The sequence below is a fragment of the Piscinibacter sp. XHJ-5 genome (genome assembly GCF_029855045.1).
Classification (GTDB): domain Bacteria; phylum Pseudomonadota; class Gammaproteobacteria; order Burkholderiales; family Burkholderiaceae_C; genus Albitalea.
On sequence record NZ_CP123228.1, the window covers coordinates 4,238,925 to 4,253,538 of the forward strand.

General features: G+C 69.1%; 17 protein-coding genes. 8 read left to right on the plus strand and 9 right to left on the minus strand.

Features of this window, described 5'->3' with window-relative positions:
• The 3 genes from P7V53_RS19985 to P7V53_RS19995 all read left to right on the plus strand — a co-directional run bounded on the left by P7V53_RS19985 (nucleotide 1) and on the right by P7V53_RS19995 (nucleotide 3,091).
• Nucleotides 1–330 carry an L-rhamnose mutarotase gene (locus P7V53_RS19985; protein WP_280151267.1) on the plus strand — a complete coding sequence of 110 codons (330 nt, stop codon included), beginning with the start codon at nucleotides 1–3 and terminating at the stop codon, nucleotides 328–330.
• 176 nt (nucleotides 331–506) lie between these two features.
• The gene (locus P7V53_RS19990) at nucleotides 507–1,484 is read left to right on the plus strand and encodes a DUF2157 domain-containing protein (protein ID WP_280151268.1); all 978 of its coding nucleotides are present in this window, start codon (nucleotides 507–509) and stop codon (nucleotides 1,482–1,484) included.
• Nucleotides 1,481–3,091, plus strand: coding sequence for a GDYXXLXY domain-containing protein (locus P7V53_RS19995; protein ID WP_280151269.1), 1,611 nt, complete (start codon nucleotides 1,481–1,483; stop codon nucleotides 3,089–3,091). The genes P7V53_RS19990 and P7V53_RS19995 overlap by 4 nt, the downstream gene beginning before the upstream one ends.
• Before the next feature lie 6 nt (nucleotides 3,092–3,097).
• On the opposite strand, the gene P7V53_RS20000 is transcribed toward P7V53_RS19995, so the two are convergent.
• From P7V53_RS20000 to P7V53_RS20010, 3 genes are read right to left on the minus strand one after another with little or no spacing between them, the layout of a single operon-like run.
• Nucleotides 3,098–3,505: a group II truncated hemoglobin gene (locus P7V53_RS20000; RefSeq protein ID WP_280151270.1), complete on the minus strand. Its 408-nt coding sequence runs from the start codon at nucleotides 3,503–3,505 to the stop codon at nucleotides 3,098–3,100.
• The gene (locus P7V53_RS20005) at nucleotides 3,502–4,287 is read right to left on the minus strand and encodes a MinD/ParA family protein (protein WP_280151271.1); all 786 of its coding nucleotides are present in this window, start codon (nucleotides 4,285–4,287) and stop codon (nucleotides 3,502–3,504) included. The genes P7V53_RS20000 and P7V53_RS20005 overlap by 4 nt, the downstream gene beginning before the upstream one ends.
• Nucleotides 4,284–4,952, minus strand: coding sequence for a GGDEF domain-containing protein (locus P7V53_RS20010; RefSeq protein WP_348273440.1), 669 nt, complete (start codon nucleotides 4,950–4,952; stop codon nucleotides 4,284–4,286). The genes P7V53_RS20005 and P7V53_RS20010 overlap by 4 nt, the downstream gene beginning before the upstream one ends.
• Nucleotides 4,953–5,199: 247 nt before the next feature.
• Between P7V53_RS20010 and P7V53_RS20015 the strand changes: the two genes are divergently transcribed.
• The 3 genes from P7V53_RS20015 to P7V53_RS20025 are packed head-to-tail and all read left to right on the plus strand — an operon-like array spanning nucleotide 5,200 to nucleotide 7,819.
• Nucleotides 5,200–6,066: a CheR family methyltransferase gene (locus P7V53_RS20015; protein ID WP_280151272.1), complete on the plus strand. Its 867-nt coding sequence runs from the start codon at nucleotides 5,200–5,202 to the stop codon at nucleotides 6,064–6,066.
• The gene (gene cheD, locus P7V53_RS20020) at nucleotides 6,063–6,701 is read left to right on the plus strand and encodes a chemoreceptor glutamine deamidase CheD (protein WP_280151273.1); all 639 of its coding nucleotides are present in this window, start codon (nucleotides 6,063–6,065) and stop codon (nucleotides 6,699–6,701) included. Before P7V53_RS20015 ends, cheD begins: the two co-directional genes overlap by 4 nt.
• Nucleotides 6,702–6,712: 11 nt before the next feature.
• Nucleotides 6,713–7,819 (plus strand): chemotaxis response regulator protein-glutamate methylesterase, encoded by a 1,107-nt coding sequence (locus P7V53_RS20025; RefSeq protein WP_280151274.1) that lies wholly within the window; start codon nucleotides 6,713–6,715, stop codon nucleotides 7,817–7,819.
• Nucleotides 7,820–7,841: 22 nt separating this feature from the next.
• On the opposite strand, the gene P7V53_RS20030 is transcribed toward P7V53_RS20025, so the two are convergent.
• Entirely contained in the window at nucleotides 7,842–8,141 is a 300-nt protein-coding gene (locus P7V53_RS20030; protein WP_280151275.1) for a hypothetical protein, read from the minus strand.
• Between the two features lie 92 nt (nucleotides 8,142–8,233).
• On the opposite strand from P7V53_RS20030, the gene P7V53_RS20035 reads away from it, so the two are divergent.
• Nucleotides 8,234–9,166 (plus strand): LysR substrate-binding domain-containing protein, encoded by a 933-nt coding sequence (locus tag P7V53_RS20035; RefSeq protein ID WP_280151276.1) that lies wholly within the window; start codon nucleotides 8,234–8,236, stop codon nucleotides 9,164–9,166.
• On the opposite strand, the gene hemW is transcribed toward P7V53_RS20035, so the two are convergent.
• From hemW to P7V53_RS20060, 5 genes are read right to left on the minus strand one after another with little or no spacing between them, the layout of a single operon-like run.
• Nucleotides 9,167–10,387, minus strand: a complete 1,221-nt coding sequence (gene hemW / locus P7V53_RS20040) for a radical SAM family heme chaperone HemW (protein WP_280156563.1) — start codon at nucleotides 10,385–10,387, stop codon at nucleotides 9,167–9,169.
• Between the two features lies 1 nt (nucleotide 10,388).
• Nucleotides 10,389–11,018 carry an RdgB/HAM1 family non-canonical purine NTP pyrophosphatase gene (rdgB, locus tag P7V53_RS20045; RefSeq protein ID WP_280151277.1) on the minus strand — a complete coding sequence of 210 codons (630 nt, stop codon included), beginning with the start codon at nucleotides 11,016–11,018 and terminating at the stop codon, nucleotides 10,389–10,391.
• A gap of 4 nt (nucleotides 11,019–11,022) precedes the next feature.
• Nucleotides 11,023–11,748 carry a ribonuclease PH gene (gene rph, locus P7V53_RS20050; protein ID WP_280151278.1) on the minus strand — a complete coding sequence of 242 codons (726 nt, stop codon included), beginning with the start codon at nucleotides 11,746–11,748 and terminating at the stop codon, nucleotides 11,023–11,025.
• Nucleotides 11,749–11,758: 10 nt separating this feature from the next.
• A complete protein-coding gene (locus P7V53_RS20055) occupies nucleotides 11,759–12,676 on the minus strand; it encodes a serine/threonine-protein phosphatase (protein WP_280151279.1) in 918 nt (305 codons plus the stop codon).
• Nucleotides 12,673–13,638 carry a serine/threonine-protein kinase gene (locus P7V53_RS20060; RefSeq protein ID WP_280151280.1) on the minus strand — a complete coding sequence of 322 codons (966 nt, stop codon included), beginning with the start codon at nucleotides 13,636–13,638 and terminating at the stop codon, nucleotides 12,673–12,675. The genes P7V53_RS20055 and P7V53_RS20060 overlap by 4 nt, the downstream gene beginning before the upstream one ends.
• Before the next feature lie 30 nt (nucleotides 13,639–13,668).
• Between P7V53_RS20060 and P7V53_RS20065 the strand changes: the two genes are divergently transcribed.
• Nucleotides 13,669–14,610, plus strand: a complete 942-nt coding sequence (locus P7V53_RS20065; RefSeq protein ID WP_280151281.1) for a YicC/YloC family endoribonuclease — start codon at nucleotides 13,669–13,671, stop codon at nucleotides 14,608–14,610.
• Nucleotides 14,611–14,614 lie beyond the last annotated feature (4 nt).

Genomic DNA, 14,614 nt, shown 5'->3' on the forward strand with positions numbered 1-14,614 from the left:
ATGCAACGCATGGGCATGATGATCGGCATCCGCCCCGAGAAGATCGCCGAGTACAAGGCGCTGCACGCCGACGCCTGGCCGGCGGTGCTGCAGCGCATCGAGCAGGCGAACATCCGCAACTACACGATCTTCCTGCGCGAGCCGGAAAACCTGCTCTTCGGCTACTGGGAATATCACGGCAGCGACTTCGCGGCCGACATGGCGTTCATCGCCGCCGATCCCGAGACACAGCGATGGTGGAAGCTGTGCGGGCCTTGCCAGGTGCCGCTGGCGAGCCGGGCCGCCGGGGAGCACTGGGCGTTCATGGAGCAGGTGTTTCACACGGGATGACCGCGAGCGGCGGTCCGCTCCGTCTGCCGCCCTGCGATCCCTCGCGGCCAGGAATCTTCCCGGTACCGGGCGATAGCACCCACGGCAACGCCTTGCGGAACCCGCCGCGCCGCCGCGTGCGCACGCGAAGCGCATCGCTACGATCGCGGCAGTTCCACTGACGGAGGGGGATGCGGATGGACCTGAGGCTCGCGTTGTACGAACTCGCCATGCAGCAAGGCCTCGATGCCGGGGCGTCGAGCCGCCTGCAGCGACTGGCCGGGCTGGACGAGGAACCCGCGTCGCTCGCAGCGACGCTGCCGCGCGTCATCGCCGTGCTCGGCGCTGCGCTCGGCGGACTGGGCATCGTCTTCTGGATCGCGGCGAACTGGGATGCCATGGGGCGCTGGGGCCGCTTCGCGCTGCTGCAGTCCTTTCTGGCGGTGATGTGCGTCGGCGCGCTGTGGCGGCCTGCCGCCCGCGTTCCGTTGTCGCTGCTGGCGCTGCTGGCCACCGGTGCGCTGTTCGCCTACTTCGGCCAGACCTACCAGACCGGCGCCGACGCGTGGCAGCTCTTCGCGCTGTGGGCACTGCTCACGCTGCCGCTGGCCATCGCCGTGCGCAGCGACGTGCTGTGGACGCCCTGGGTGCTGATCGCGCTGACCGCGATCGCCCTGTGGGTGCAGGCGCACACCGGCCACCGCTGGCGCGTCGAGCCGGACGACCTGCGCGCCCATCTCGTCGGCTGGCTGCTCGCCGCCGCGCTGCTCACGGCGCTGGCGGCGCCGCTGCGCCGCTTCAGTGGTGCGGGCCTGTGGTCGCTGCGCACCGGATTCACGCTGTGGGTGGTGCTGGTCGCGAGCACGGCGCTGGGCGGCCTGTTCCATCGCGAAGTCGCGCCGCACTACGCATGGGGACTGGGGCTGTTCGCGATCGCCGCGGCGGCGCTCGCGACGCGTCGCTGGGGCGACGTCTACGGGCTGAGCGCCGTCGCCCTCGGGCTGGACACGCTGCTCGTCGCCGGACTCGCCCGCATGGTGTTCGAGGACCATCGAGGCGACTGGGTCGCTCCGCTGCTGCTCGTCGGCCTGGCGGCCGCCGGCCTGCTCGCCGCCACGGTGAGCGTCATCCTCAAGCTCTCGCGCCGCGCTGCGGAGCAGGAGGGGTCGGCATGAACGTCCACCGTCTGCACGCAGTCATGCAGGCCGCTCGCGAGCAGGGCCTGGTGCCCCCGGACGCCGTGCTGTCCCGCCCCGAATCGCGGCCGTGGCCGGTGGTGCTGCTGACCGCGCTGGGCGCCTGGCTTGCCGCCGTGCCGCTGATCGGCGTCGTGGGCTTGCTGCTCGGCGACGTGCTCAGCCGCAGCGCCGGACCGTACATCGTCGGAGCGCTGATGCTGGCCGCGGCCGTGGTCGTGCTGCGCGCCCGCGAGGTGCCCGCCTTCTTCGAGCAGCTGGCGGTGCCGGCGCTCATCGTCGGCGGCGGCGCACTGGCCTTCGGCCTGTTCCGCGATCTCGACACGCAGGGCGGCGCGGCCCTGCTGGCGCTCGTCGCGATCGGGGTCGCGCTGCTGCTGCCTCGGCCCTGGCTGCGCGTGCTGCTCGGCGCGGCCGCCGCGGTGCTGATCGCCATCGCCTGCGTGCCCGAACGGGCCGTCTTCTCGCCGCTCGGACACCTGCGCTTCTGGCTTGCCTGGCACATCGTCCTTGCCGCCTGGGCCGTCGCGATGGTGGCGCAACGCCACGCGCCCGCGCGCGTCGCGGCGGCGATCGAATCGCTGGCCGCGGGCTGGCTGCTCGCCGCGCTCGCCGGCCTGGCATGGTGGTCGGGCATGAGCTTTCTGGTCGGCGCAAGCGCAGGCGGCGCCGCCGCCGACATCGCGCGCGAAGTCGCTTCGCTGCCGCGGCGGCCCGCGTCCGCCGTCGCCATGCAGGCGCTGTCCGCGGCCCTGGCCGCGGCCGCGGCGTGGCGCGTCGCGTCGGCCTGGCGCAGCGTGCGGCGGCCGTTGGTTGCGGCCACCGCGCTGGTGCTGATCGGACTCGCCGCGTTCATGCCGGCGCTGGGTGCGTCGCTGCTCGCCTTGGCGGTGTGCGCCATCACGCAGCGCCTGCGGCTCGCCGCTGCCGCCGCGCTGACCTGCGCGTGGATCGTCGGCGCGTTCTACTACCAGCTCGCCTGGCCGCTGGCCACGAAGGCGCTCGTGCTGACCGCGGCCGGCGCTGCGCTGGCCGCAGCCGCTTGGGCCTCGATGCGGCGCGATCGGAGCGCCGCCTCGGCATCGATTCCGCGCTCGGATCGTCGCGCGCGAGCGGGCATCGCGATGACGGCACTCGCCGTGCTGGCGGTGGCCAACACCGGCATCTGGCAGAAGCAGCAGCTCATCGCGCATGGCCAGCCGGTGTTCATCGAGCTGGCGCCGGTCGACCCGCGCTCGCTGATGCAGGGCGACTACATGCGCCTGAACTTCCGCGTGCCGTCCGAGGTGGAGCAGCAGCTGGAGGGCGTGGTCACGGGCGCGCGGCCCCGCCTGGTGGCCCGGCGCGATGCGCGCGGCGTTGCCACCCTGCTTCGGCTCGACACCGGTGGCGCGCGATCGCCCGACGAGATGCTGATCGAGCTGACCCCGAAGGACGGCCGCTGGACCGTGGTCACCGACGCATGGTTCTTCGCCGAGGGCGAGGAGCGCCGCTGGGAGCGGGCGAAGTACGGCGAGTTCCGGGTCGACGCGGACGGCAGGGCGCTGCTGGTGGGGCTGCGCGGGGAAGGGCTGCAGACGCTCTGAGGACCTTCAGCCGCCGCGGTTGCGCATCCAGTCGGCCGTGTTGAAGAACGCCGCCGCCAGCCGCTCGGCCAGCGACTCGTCGATGCGCAGCTCGTGCATCGCCTGCTTCATGCACGCCATCCACTGGTCGCGCTCGGCGATCCCGATGGAAAACGGCAGGTGGCGCGCCCGCAGCATCGGATGGCCGAAGCGGTCGACGTAGTGCGATGGCCCGCCGAGCCACCCGCACAGGAACCAGAACAGCTTGTCGCGCGAGCCGTGCAACTCGGCGGGATGCAGGGCCCGCAGCTTGGCGTAGGCGGGCTCGAGGTCCATCAGGTCGTAGAAGTGGTCGACCAGGGCGCGCACCTTCTGCTCTCCGCCCAGCCTTTCGAAGGGCGTCGCCGCCTGGCTGCCCGATTCTTCCGCGCTCATGGTCGGAGCTTCTCCGCGATGGCGCCGACCGCCTTGGCGGCTGCGGAACCGGGAAAGGCTTCGAGCAGCAGCTGGCGGCGCTGCACGGCCTCGCGCACCGACGCGTCGCTGGGCACTTCGCCGGCCAGCTCGAGCTTCAGCGGCGTGTCGGTGCCGTTGCTGACGAAGCGGTCGACGACCTGCTGGAGCTGGCCCCGGATGACACGCCCTTCCCCGAGGCGACTGGCCTGGTTGACGATCAGCTGGATGACGCGGCGCTGCTGCTGGCTCGCCAGCACCTTGATCGTCGCGTAGGCGTCGGTCAGCGAGGTGGGTTCGGGTGTGGCGATCACCATCACCTCGTCGGCCAGCGACACCGCGTAGAGCACGACATCGGAGATGCCGGCACCCGTGTCGAGCAGGATCCGGTCGAAGCGCGGAGCCACCTTCTGGATCACCGCCAGCAGCTGCTCGCGCACCTCCGGCGTGAGGCGCGAATACTCCACCAGCCCCGAGCCCGCCAGCAGCACCGAGAAGCCGCCCGGCGCCGGCAGGATGGCATCCTCGAGCTGGGCCTTGCCGGTGAAGACATCGTGCAAGGTGAGCTTGGGGTAGAGGTTCAGGACCACGTCGAGATTGGCCAGGCCGAGATCCGCGTCGAGCACCAGCACCCGCTCGCCGCGCCGCGCCAGCGCGGCGGCGACATTGGCCGCCATGAATGTCTTGCCGACGCCGCCCTTGCCGCTGGTGATCGCGGTGATGCGGGCGCGGCCACTGGCCGGCGTGGCGCCTGGATTCGTCATTCGATGTCCTGGTATTGGGAATGGCCGAACAACAGCCCCTTCTCCTCCGCGCTCACCTGCGACACCACCGGCTGCTCGAGGCAGGCGCGGTTGCGGCCTTCCGCCTTGGCGCGGTAGAGCTGCTGGTCGGCACGCTCGATCCAGAGCGTCGCCGACGAGCGAACCCATTGCGGCGCGAACGCACCGCCGATGCTGATGGTCACCGCCACGTCCACGCCCTGGGCCACGGTGATGGAACGGCGCTGCACCTTCAGGCGGATGCGCTCGGCCACCGTGAGCCCGAAGGCGGGGGGACAGTTGGGCAGGATGACGGCGAACTCCTCGCCGCCGAAGCGGGCCACGGTATCCATCGGGCGCACGCAGTCGACCAGCGCCTGGCCGATGGAGCGGATGACTTCGTCGCCGGCCGCGTGCCCGTGGGTGTCGTTGATGCGCTTGAAGTGGTCGATGTCGATCATCAGCACCAGCGCCGGCTCGCCGGCTCGCGCCACGCGGTCGATCTCGCGGGCGATGGCCAGCTCGAACTGGCGCCGGTTCGACAGGCCGGTGAGCGCGTCGCGGCTGGAAAGGTCGCACAGGCCGTCGATCACCGCCTGCAGCCAGGGCAGCGTGCCTTGCGGAGCATCGGCCGGCAGCGCATGCCCCGCCTGCGAAAGGAGCTGCAAAGCCGTCTGAAGCCTCAGCTTCGGCGCAGGCTTAGGCTGTCTGGCGGGTTGAGCCGACACGGTCAAGCGGGAAAGTCCACCGATCCAGTCTAGCAGCGCGGTGCCGGCTGCCCAGTGGGAACTGTGCTGTGTTTCACGTTTAACTCGACGGCTCGTGAACCGCTCAAGGCCATCACACTGAGGCCGATATCCACAGTGACCCGCACTGCGGGATGTGCCCCGCCTCGCAGTTCCCCCGGAGTCCTCCATGACCGCTGTGCTCGCTTCCGCCAACGCCCCGCTCGTGAGGGTCGATGCCGCGGAGCAGGAGTTCAGTTTCGGGGCTGCCGACTTCGAGCGTGTGCGACAGCTCATCTACCAGCGCGCCGGCATCAGCCTGCATGCCGGCAAGCAGGCGATGGTGTACAGCCGCCTGTCGCGCCGCCTGCGCGACACCGGGCACCGCTCGTTCGCCAGCTATCTGCAATGGCTGGAGCAGCCGGGCGGCGCCGCGGGCGAGCAGGAGTGGCAGGAGTTCGTCAACTGCCTCACGACCAACCTGACCTCGTTCTTCCGCGAGGAGCATCACTTTCACGAGCTCGCACGCGACCTGAAGGCACGCAGCGCGCGGCCGTTGCGCATCTGGTGCAACGCGGCCTCCACCGGGGAGGAGCCGTACTCGATTGCCATGACGGTCGCCGAGGCGCTCGGCGGCGGCCATGGCGCCGACATCCTCGCGAGCGACATCGACACCAAGGTGCTGGCCACCGCGGCGCGCGGCGTCTACGCAGCGGACTCGCGCGGGCTGAATCCGCAGCGGCTGCGCCAGCACTTCCTGCGCGGCAAGGGCGCGAACAGCGGCTTCATCCGCGTCAAGCCCGAGCTCGCCAAGCTCGTCCAGTTCCGCGCCCACAACCTGATGGCGTCGCAGTGGTCGTTCGGCGAAGGGTTCGACATCGTGTTCTGCCGCAACGTCATGATCTATTTCGATGCGCCGACCCAGCGCCGCGTGCTGGAGCGCATCCATCGCGTGATGAAGCCGGGCGGCATGCTCTACGTGGGCCACTCGGAAAACTTCACCGAGGCGCGCGACCTGTTCCGCCTGCGCGGCAAGACGATCTACGAGCGGGTGTGAGCGTGGCAAGCATCCTCTCCTCCACGCCGCGACTGGATCAGCTCAAGGCACAGCCGCGCAAGCCGGGCGAGGCCTCGTTCTTCTTCTACGACGCCCACTTCAGCAACGACGCGGTCAAGATCCTGCCGGGCGAGTACTTCGTGCACCACGAGGACATCCTCATCATGACGACGCTCGGGTCGTGCATCGCCGCCTGCCTGTGGGACCGCCAGGCGCGCATCGGCGGCATGAACCACTTCATGCTGCCCGAGGGCGCAGGCGACTCGGGACGCTACGGCTCGTATGCGATGGAACTGCTGATCAACGAGATGATGAAGCGCGGCGCCTCGCGGGGGAGCATGGAGGCCAAGGTCTTCGGCGGCGGGCAGGTGATCAGCGGCATGAATTCGATGAACGTCGGCGAGCGCAACACGCAATTCGTGATGGACTACCTGAAGACCGAGCGCATCCCCATCCTGTCGAAGGACGTGATGGATGTCTATCCGCGCAAGGTGTGCTTCCTGCCCGCCAGCGGCAAGGCGATGGTGAAGCGGCTCGCGCCGACCAACGCCGAGGCGCTGGTCGCGCAGGACCGCGCTGCCGCGCAGCGCGCCGTGCCGGCGGCAACCGGCGGCGGATCGGTCGACCTGTTCTGAGGAAAGTCGCCATGGGAGCACGAGACAGCAATGCCAAGACCCGCGTCGTCGTCGTCGACGACTCGGCGCTCGTGCGCAGCCTGCTCACCGAGATCATCAACCGCCAACCGGACATGCAGTGCGTGGGCGCGGCCAGCGACCCGTACGTGGCACGCGAGATGATCCGCACGCTGAACCCCGACGTCATCACACTCGATGTCGAGATGCCGCGCATGGACGGCATCGACTTCCTGAGCAAGCTGATGCGGCTTCGGCCGATGCCGGTGGTGATGGTCTCGACACTGACCGAGCGCGGCGCCGACGTCACGCTGCGAGCGCTGGAGCTGGGCGCGGTCGACTTCGTCGCCAAGCCGAAGATCGGCGTCGCCGACGGCCTGCGGCTGCTCGCCCAGGACATCACCGACAAGGTCCGCATCGCGGCGAAGGCACACCTGCGCCGCCTGGTCGTCGCGTCGCCTGCCGCCGAAGGGGCCAGCCCCGCCGCGCCGGTCGCGCCGCCCGCCATGCTCGGCCGGCTGTCGACCGAGAAGATCATCTTCATCGGCGCATCCACCGGCGGCACCGAAGCGACCAAGGAAGTGCTCGTCAACCTGCCGCCCGACGCGCCCGCCGTGGTGATCACGCAGCACATGCCGCCCGGCTTCACCAAGAGCTATGCGGCGCGCCTGAACGGGCTGTGCAAGATCCGCGTCGCCGAAGCGCGCGACGGCGAGCGCATCCTTCCCGGCCATGCGTACATCGCCCCCGGCGGACTGCACCTCAGCGTCGAGCGCAGCGGCGCCAATTACGTCGCGCGCGTGCAGGACGGCGAGCCGGTCAACCGGCACAAGCCGTCGGTCGAGGTGCTGTTCAAGTCGGCCGCGCGGGTCGTCGGGCCGAATGCGCTGGCGCTGATGCTGACCGGCATGGGCGCCGACGGCGCCAAGGCGATGAAGGAGATGCGCGACGCCGGCAGCTACAACTACTGCCAGGACGAGGCGAGCTGCGTCGTGTTCGGCATGCCGCGCGAAGCCATCGCCGCCGGCGCGGCGCACGAGGTGCTGCCGCTGTCGCAGATGGCGCCCAAGCTGATCGAAAGGCTGCGCAGCACCGCGGGGATGTCGACCAATCGCGTGTGAGCGCGCGGATCCCTGCGACGGGTCACTTCAGCCCGTGCAGCCGATCGATGTCGCGGCTGAACTGCAGCTCGAACATCCTCATCTCGTGCACGTCGCGCCGGGCCGCGGCCTGGGCCACCATCCAGCTCGGCGCGCCGATGTCGCGCAGCATCGTCTCGTTGAGCTGCGCGACCGCTTCGAACTCGCGCTCGGCGCGGCGGCGCTCCGCGTGGGCGCGCCAGGCCGATGCGGCGCCGCGAAGCATCTGCGTGATCCGGTCCAGAACACGTTCGGGCAGCGGGCGCGACAGGCGAAGCGTCGTGGTGCACGGTGCGGTCGTCATGGTGATCTCCGGTCGTTGAGCATTGGTGCTGGTAAGCATATGAGCCCAACGCTCGCCGAGGAAGCGACTTGTTCTGGCCACATTGGTCAGTTATGCTTACCAGCATGGCTCGATTGCCGCTGCACGCCCTGCCCGCCTTCCGCACCGTCGCGAAGCTTCAGAACTTGCGCGCTGCCGCGGAAAGCCTGCATCTCACGCACAGCGCGGTCAGCCAGCAGATCCGTGGGCTGGAGGAGCAGCTCGGATTCGACCTGTTCGAGCGGCGGGGCCGCCGCGTCGTGCTCAATGCCGCCGGTGAGGCCCTGCTGCGCAGCGTGGAGCCCGCGCTCGCTCAACTCGATGACGGCGTGCAAGCCGCGGCGGCCGCGGCCAGCGGATCGGCGCAGCGCCTGCGCGTGACCACCCTGCCGTCATTCGCGCAGCGCTGGCTGCTGCCGCGCATGGGCCGCTGGCGCGAGCGCCATCCGCAGCTCGCCCTCGAGATCGATGCATCCCAGCAGCTCATCGACCTGCAGCGCGACGGTTTCCACGCCGCCATCCGCCAGGGCCACGGCCGCTGGCCGGGGGTCGAATCGGAGCGGCTGTTCGACGCCCCCATTCCGCACATCCTCGTCGGCTCCCCGACCGCGGCGCGCCGCCTGCTCGGCGCGCAGCCGGAGGCCCTGGCGCGCGAGCCGCTGCTCGGCGACACCGACCTCTGGTCGCTGTGGTTCACCGCCGCCGGCCTGCGCATCCACGTGACCCCGGTGGCCACCTTCAACGATGCCGGCCTGATGCTGCAGGCCGCGGAGCAGAACCTCGGGCTCGCGCTCGCGCGCGAGCTGCTCGCCGCCGATGCACTCTGCGACGGCCGGCTCGTGAAGCTGTCGGACCTGTCGATCACCTACGAGGAGAGCTACAGCTATCACCTCGCGTACCCGCCGGCGCTGCGCGACTGGGCGCCGCTGATGCTGTTCAGGCGCTGGCTGCGCGATGAGCTGGATCGCTCGCGCATGACCTTGCATCCGAAGAAGAAGCGTTCGTAGCTACAGGAACAGCGACTGCAGATCGGTCAGGAAGTCGAAGCCGCGCGCCGTGGGCTTCACCCATTGCCAGTCGCGTTCGATCAAGCCGCGCTCCTCGGCCTCCTGCAAGGGACGCTGGATCGCGCTCAGCGGCAGGCCTGTGCGCTCGGAAAAGCGGGCCAGCTCGAACCCGCCCTTCAGCCGCAGCGTGTTGAGCATGAACTCGAACGCCAGCTGCTCGCGCGCCACCTCTTCGTCCTGCGCCACGGCGGCGCCGGCGAGCGCCTGCGCCATGTACTTCGCCGGATCGCGGTAGCGGATCTGCCGCACGATGCGATGCGCAAAGCTGATCTTGGAGTGCGCGCCTGCGCCGATACCCAGGTAGTCGCCGAACTGCCAGTAGTTGAGGTTGTGCACGCAGCGATGGCCTGGCCGCGCGAACGCCGAAACCTCGTAGCGCTCCAGACCGACGGCCGACGTCTGCCCGGCAATCAGGTCCAGCATGTCGGACGCCAGATCGTCGTCGGGCAACCGCGGCGGATGCTTGGCGAAGAAGGTGTTCGGCTCGATCGTCAGGTGGTAGATCGACAGGTGCGGCGGCGCGAAGGCCAGCGCCTGCTGCAGGTCGGATCGCAGCTCGTCCAGCGTCTGACCGGGCAGCGCATACATCAGGTCGAGATTGAAGGTGTCGAAGGTGCGCGCGGCCTCCTCCAGTGCGGCCCTGGCCTGCGCCGCGTCGTGCACGCGGCCGAGCGCCTGCAGCTTGCCGTCGTCGAAGCTCTGCACGCCGACCGACAGCCGCGTGACGCCGGCCTGCCGGTAGCCGCGAAACCGGTCGCGCTCGAAGGTGCCGGGGTTGGCCTCCAGCGTGATCTCGCAGGCCGGCTCCAGTGGCAATCGCGCGCGCACATCGGCCAGAAGCGCTTCGATGCTCTGCGGGGAGAACAGGCTGGGCGTGCCGCCGCCGATGAAGATGCTGTGCACGCGGCGCCCCCAGACGAACGGCAGCGCCGCCTCGAGGTCGGCGCGCAGCGCGTCTAGGTAGCGCGTCTGCGGCACGCCGGCGCTCGCCTCGTGCGAGTTGAAGTCGCAGTACGGACACTTCTTCAGGCACCACGGCAGGTGCACGTAGAGCGCCAGCGGCGGCAGTGCGCCGAGCGTCAGCGTGCCGGGGCGCGTGTAGCGCGCCAGAACCTCGCCGGGTGACGCGCTGCCCGCCGTGACAGCGGGCGTGATCGGAATCTCAGCCAAGGTGCCAGACCTCGCGCATCAGCGCGAGCATCTGCTGCGAGGCGATCGCGCGGTGGCTGTGCCGGTTCTTCACTTCGGCGTCGAGCTCGGCCACCGTGCGGTCGAGGGGCGCGATGAACATCAGAGGGTCGTAGCCGAAGCCGCCGGTTCCGCGAGGCGCCTCGAGGAGGGTGCCGTGCCAGCGCCCGAGCGCGACGAGCGGCTCGGGGTCCTCGGCCGAGCGCACGGCCACCAGGGCGCTCACGAAGCGCGCGCGGCGGTCGGCGACGCCATCCATGCGCTCGAGCAACAGCCGGTTGTTGGCCGCGTCCTGCATCGCCCGCATGTCCTCCCGAGCCCCGCCGGCGATGGCGAGCGTGGCATAGCGTGCCGAGCGCACGCCGGGCGCACCGCCGATGGCATCGACGCACAGTCCGGAGTCGTCGGCGATGGCGGCCGAACGCGCGCGTCGCGCCGCATGTCGCGCCTTGGCCAGGGCGTTCTCGACGAAGGTGATGTGCGGCTCCTCGGCCTCGTCGATGCCGAGCGAGCCCTGCGTGACCAGATCGATCGGCAAGGCCGCGAACAGCGCCTGCAGCTCGGCGAGCTTCTTCGCGTTGTTCGAGGCGAGGACCAGTCTCATCACGTCACGATGCCAGCGCCTCGCGCTGCGCGGCGACCAGCTCGCGAATGCCCTTGTCGGCAAGTTGCAGCAGGCGCGCCATCTCGTCGCGGCTGAACGGCACGCCCTCGGCCGTGCCTTGCACTTCGACGAAGCCGCCGCTGCCGGTCATCACGACGTTCATGTCGGTGCCGCAGGCCGAGTCCTCGACGTACTCGAGGTCCAGCAGCGGCATGCCCTCGACGATGCCGACCGACACCGCGGCGACGAAGTCGCGCACCGGCGACCTGACGAGCACGCCTTGCGACATCAGCCAGCTGACCGCATCGTGCGCAGCGACGAAGGCGCCGGTGATCGCCGCGGTGCGCGTGCCGCCGTCGGCCTGGATGACGTCGCAATCGAGCGCGATGGTTCGCTCGCCGAGGGCGGCGAGATCGAACACGCAGCGCAGCGAGCGGCCGATCAGGCGCTGGATCTCCTGGGTGCGACCGCTCTGCTTGCCCTTCGCGGCTTCGCGGTCGCTTCGCGTATGCGTCGAGCGCGGCAGCATGCCGTATTCGGCGGTGAGCCAGCCGGTGCCGTTGCCGCGCATGAAGGGCGGCACCTTGTCCTCGACGGACGCGGTGCACAGCACCTTGGTGTCGCCGAACTCGACGAGCACCGAGCCCTCGGCGTGCTTGGTGTAGCGGCGGGTGATCGTGACGGGGCGCAATGCGTCGGCTGCACGGCCCTGCGTGCGTTGAAAGCTCATCGGGTTGTCCTCAGGATTTCTTTTGCGACGAGCGCCGGATGGCCTCGTTGATTTCCTTGATCGAGCGCTCGATCTCGGCGTCGTCAAGTTCATCGGGCACGTCCTGCTGCCCCATCACGCTGGCCTGGATGGTCGAGGCGAATACCTCTTCGCCCAGGGTCTGCGTGGAGATGCCGGTGACCGAATCGCTGTCCTCGGCGCTCTCCCACTCCATGGCGAGCACCGAGACGTTGTCGCTCTTGGGGCCGCCGTTGCGCAGCGCCTGCTCGACGAGCTCGGGCACCGCATCGGGAATCGCGTTCTTCGCGAGCTGCTCGGTGATCACCGCATCGCTGACGCTGCCCCAGAGACCGTCGGAGCACAGCAGCAGGCGGTCGCCCGGCTGCAGCAGAAGCGGTCCCACGGTGTCGACGACCGGCTTGCCGGGACTTCCCAGACAGGTGAACAGGACGTTGCGGTTGAAGCGCTCGCCCATCGGCACGACCTGCGACAGCGTCTCCTGCAGTTCGGAATACGAGTGGTCGCGCGTGCGGGCGATCAGCTTGTCGCCGCGCACCATGTACAGCCGCGAGTCACCGCAATGCGCCCAGTACGCGGCATTGCCCTGCAGCACGCAGGCGACCACCGTCGTGCGCGGCGTGTCGATCAGCGACTTCTGCGTGGCGTAGCGCAGCAACTGGTGGTGGCCGGCGATGATGGCGTCGTGCAGGAAGCGCAGCGGGTCGCTCAGCGTGGGCTTGGAATCGCGCTGGAACATCGCGGCCAGCGTCTGCAGCGCGAGCTGCGACGCGACCTCGCCTTCGGGATGGCCGCCCATGCCGTCGGCCAGCGCGAACAGGCCCGAATCCCGCGTGTAGCAATAGCCCATGCGGTCTTCGTTCTTCTCGCGGCCGCCCTTGCGGCTCACTTGGTAAACCGAGAATCTCATGCCTTGGCGCTGGTCAGGTTCTCAAGCTGAAGCTTCAGGCGCTCGCTGAAGCTCAACTTGGTGTAGCGGCGCTCGGTCTCGCGCGCCAATTCCTTCTGGAGCGCGAAGACACTTTGCGGCCGCGACAGCGGATCCAGCGACATGCACCACTCGGTGACTTCGATGAGGTTGTCGGAGTAGACGTTGCGCAGCCGCGAGAGCGACAGCGCGAGGCGGTCCTTCTCGATGCGCTGCGGCGCATCGTTGGGCGGATAGCCCTGCATGCACGCGTAGATGCAGGCGCCGATCGCGTAGATGTCGGTCCAGGGCCCCAGCGTGCCGTCGCGGCGGTACATCTCGGGTGCGGCGAAGCCGGGTGTGTACATCGGGCGGATGAAATTGCCTTCCTTGCTCAGCACTTCGCGCGCCGCGCCGAAGTCGAGCAGCACTGCCTTGTTGTCGTTGGTGATGAAGATGTTCGCCGGCTTGATGTCGAGGTGCAGCATCTTGTGCTGGTGCACGATGCGCAGGCCGCGCAGGATCTCGTCGAACAGCGAGCGGATGGTGGACTCGCGAAATACCTTGTCGCGCTTGAGATCGCGCGCGGTGACGATGAAATCCTGCAGCGTGTCGCCCTGCAGGTAGTTCATCACCATGTAGACGGTTTCGTTCTCGCGGAAGAAGTTCAGCACCGAGACCACGCTCGAGTGCGAGATCTGCGCGAGCGAGCGGCCTTCCTCGAAGAAGCTCTTCAACCCCAGGCGGTACAGCGGCTGCTTCTCAGGCTTCACGCGCGGCGTCAGCTCGCCGGGCGAGCGCTCGGCCAGCGACGATGGAAGGTACTCCTTGAGGGCCACCAGATGCCGCTCGGCGTCTTCGGCGAGATAGACCACGCCAAACCCACCGGCTGCCAGTTTCTTGATGATCTGGTACCCGCCCACCACCGTGCCGGAGGGCAACGGAGCGGGCTTCGGCTTTGACATAATCGGGATTTCTGGGGCGAAAAAAGCTGCATGCCAGTCTACAGCATGACCGGTTATGCCAGCGCCACTGCGGGCGCCGGCGCGACATCCGAAACCGGCACTATTGCCGAAGGCCCGACGGGCCGAACCAACGGCAGCGCCGCCAGCGTCATCGTCGAGCTGCGTTCCGTCAACGGGCGCTTCCTCGACCTCAATTTCCGCATGCCCGATGAATTCCGCGCGCTCGAGCCGTCGTTGCGCGACCTGCTCGCCGCATCGCTGCGGCGCGGCAAGGTGGAACTGCGGATGTCCACGCGCGCAGAGACGGATACCGCCTGGCCGCAGCCGCAGCCGGATCAGCTCAACCGGCTGAGCCGTCTCGAGAGCACGGTGCAGGGCTGGCTGCCGAAGGCGCAGCCGCTGTCGGTCCACGAGGTGCTGCAGTGGTGCAAGGGCGGCAGCATGACCGAGCGTCTCGACGAAGTCGCGCTCGACGCGGCCAGGCGGGCGATCGCCGGCCTGACCGATGCGCGCGCACGCGAAGGCGAGCGGCTCGCCAAGGTCCTGATGGAGCGGGTGAAGCGGCTTCGCGAGCTGGCCGCGCAAGCCGAGCCGCTGGTGCCTGCGGTCGTGCAACGACAGCAGCAGAAATTCCTAGAGCGCTGGCAGGAGGCGCTCGACGCCGCCGGCGCCGCCCAGTCGGTGCCGCGCGAGGCATTGCAGGAACGAGCCATCAGCGAAGCTGCGTCCTACGCCATTCGCATCGACGTGGCAGAGGAACTGGCCCGGCTGCGTGCCCACCTCGACGAAATCGAAAGGTTGTTGAAAAAAGGCGGCGAGGTCGGCAAGCGGTTGGATTTCCTGATTCAGGAGTTACTGCGTGAAGCAAACACCCTGGGCTCGAAATCGTCCTCGCTCGAATTGACCAACATCTCGGTCGAAATGAAGGTCGCCATCGAGCAGTTGAGAGAACAAGTGCAAAACCTCGAATAAATCC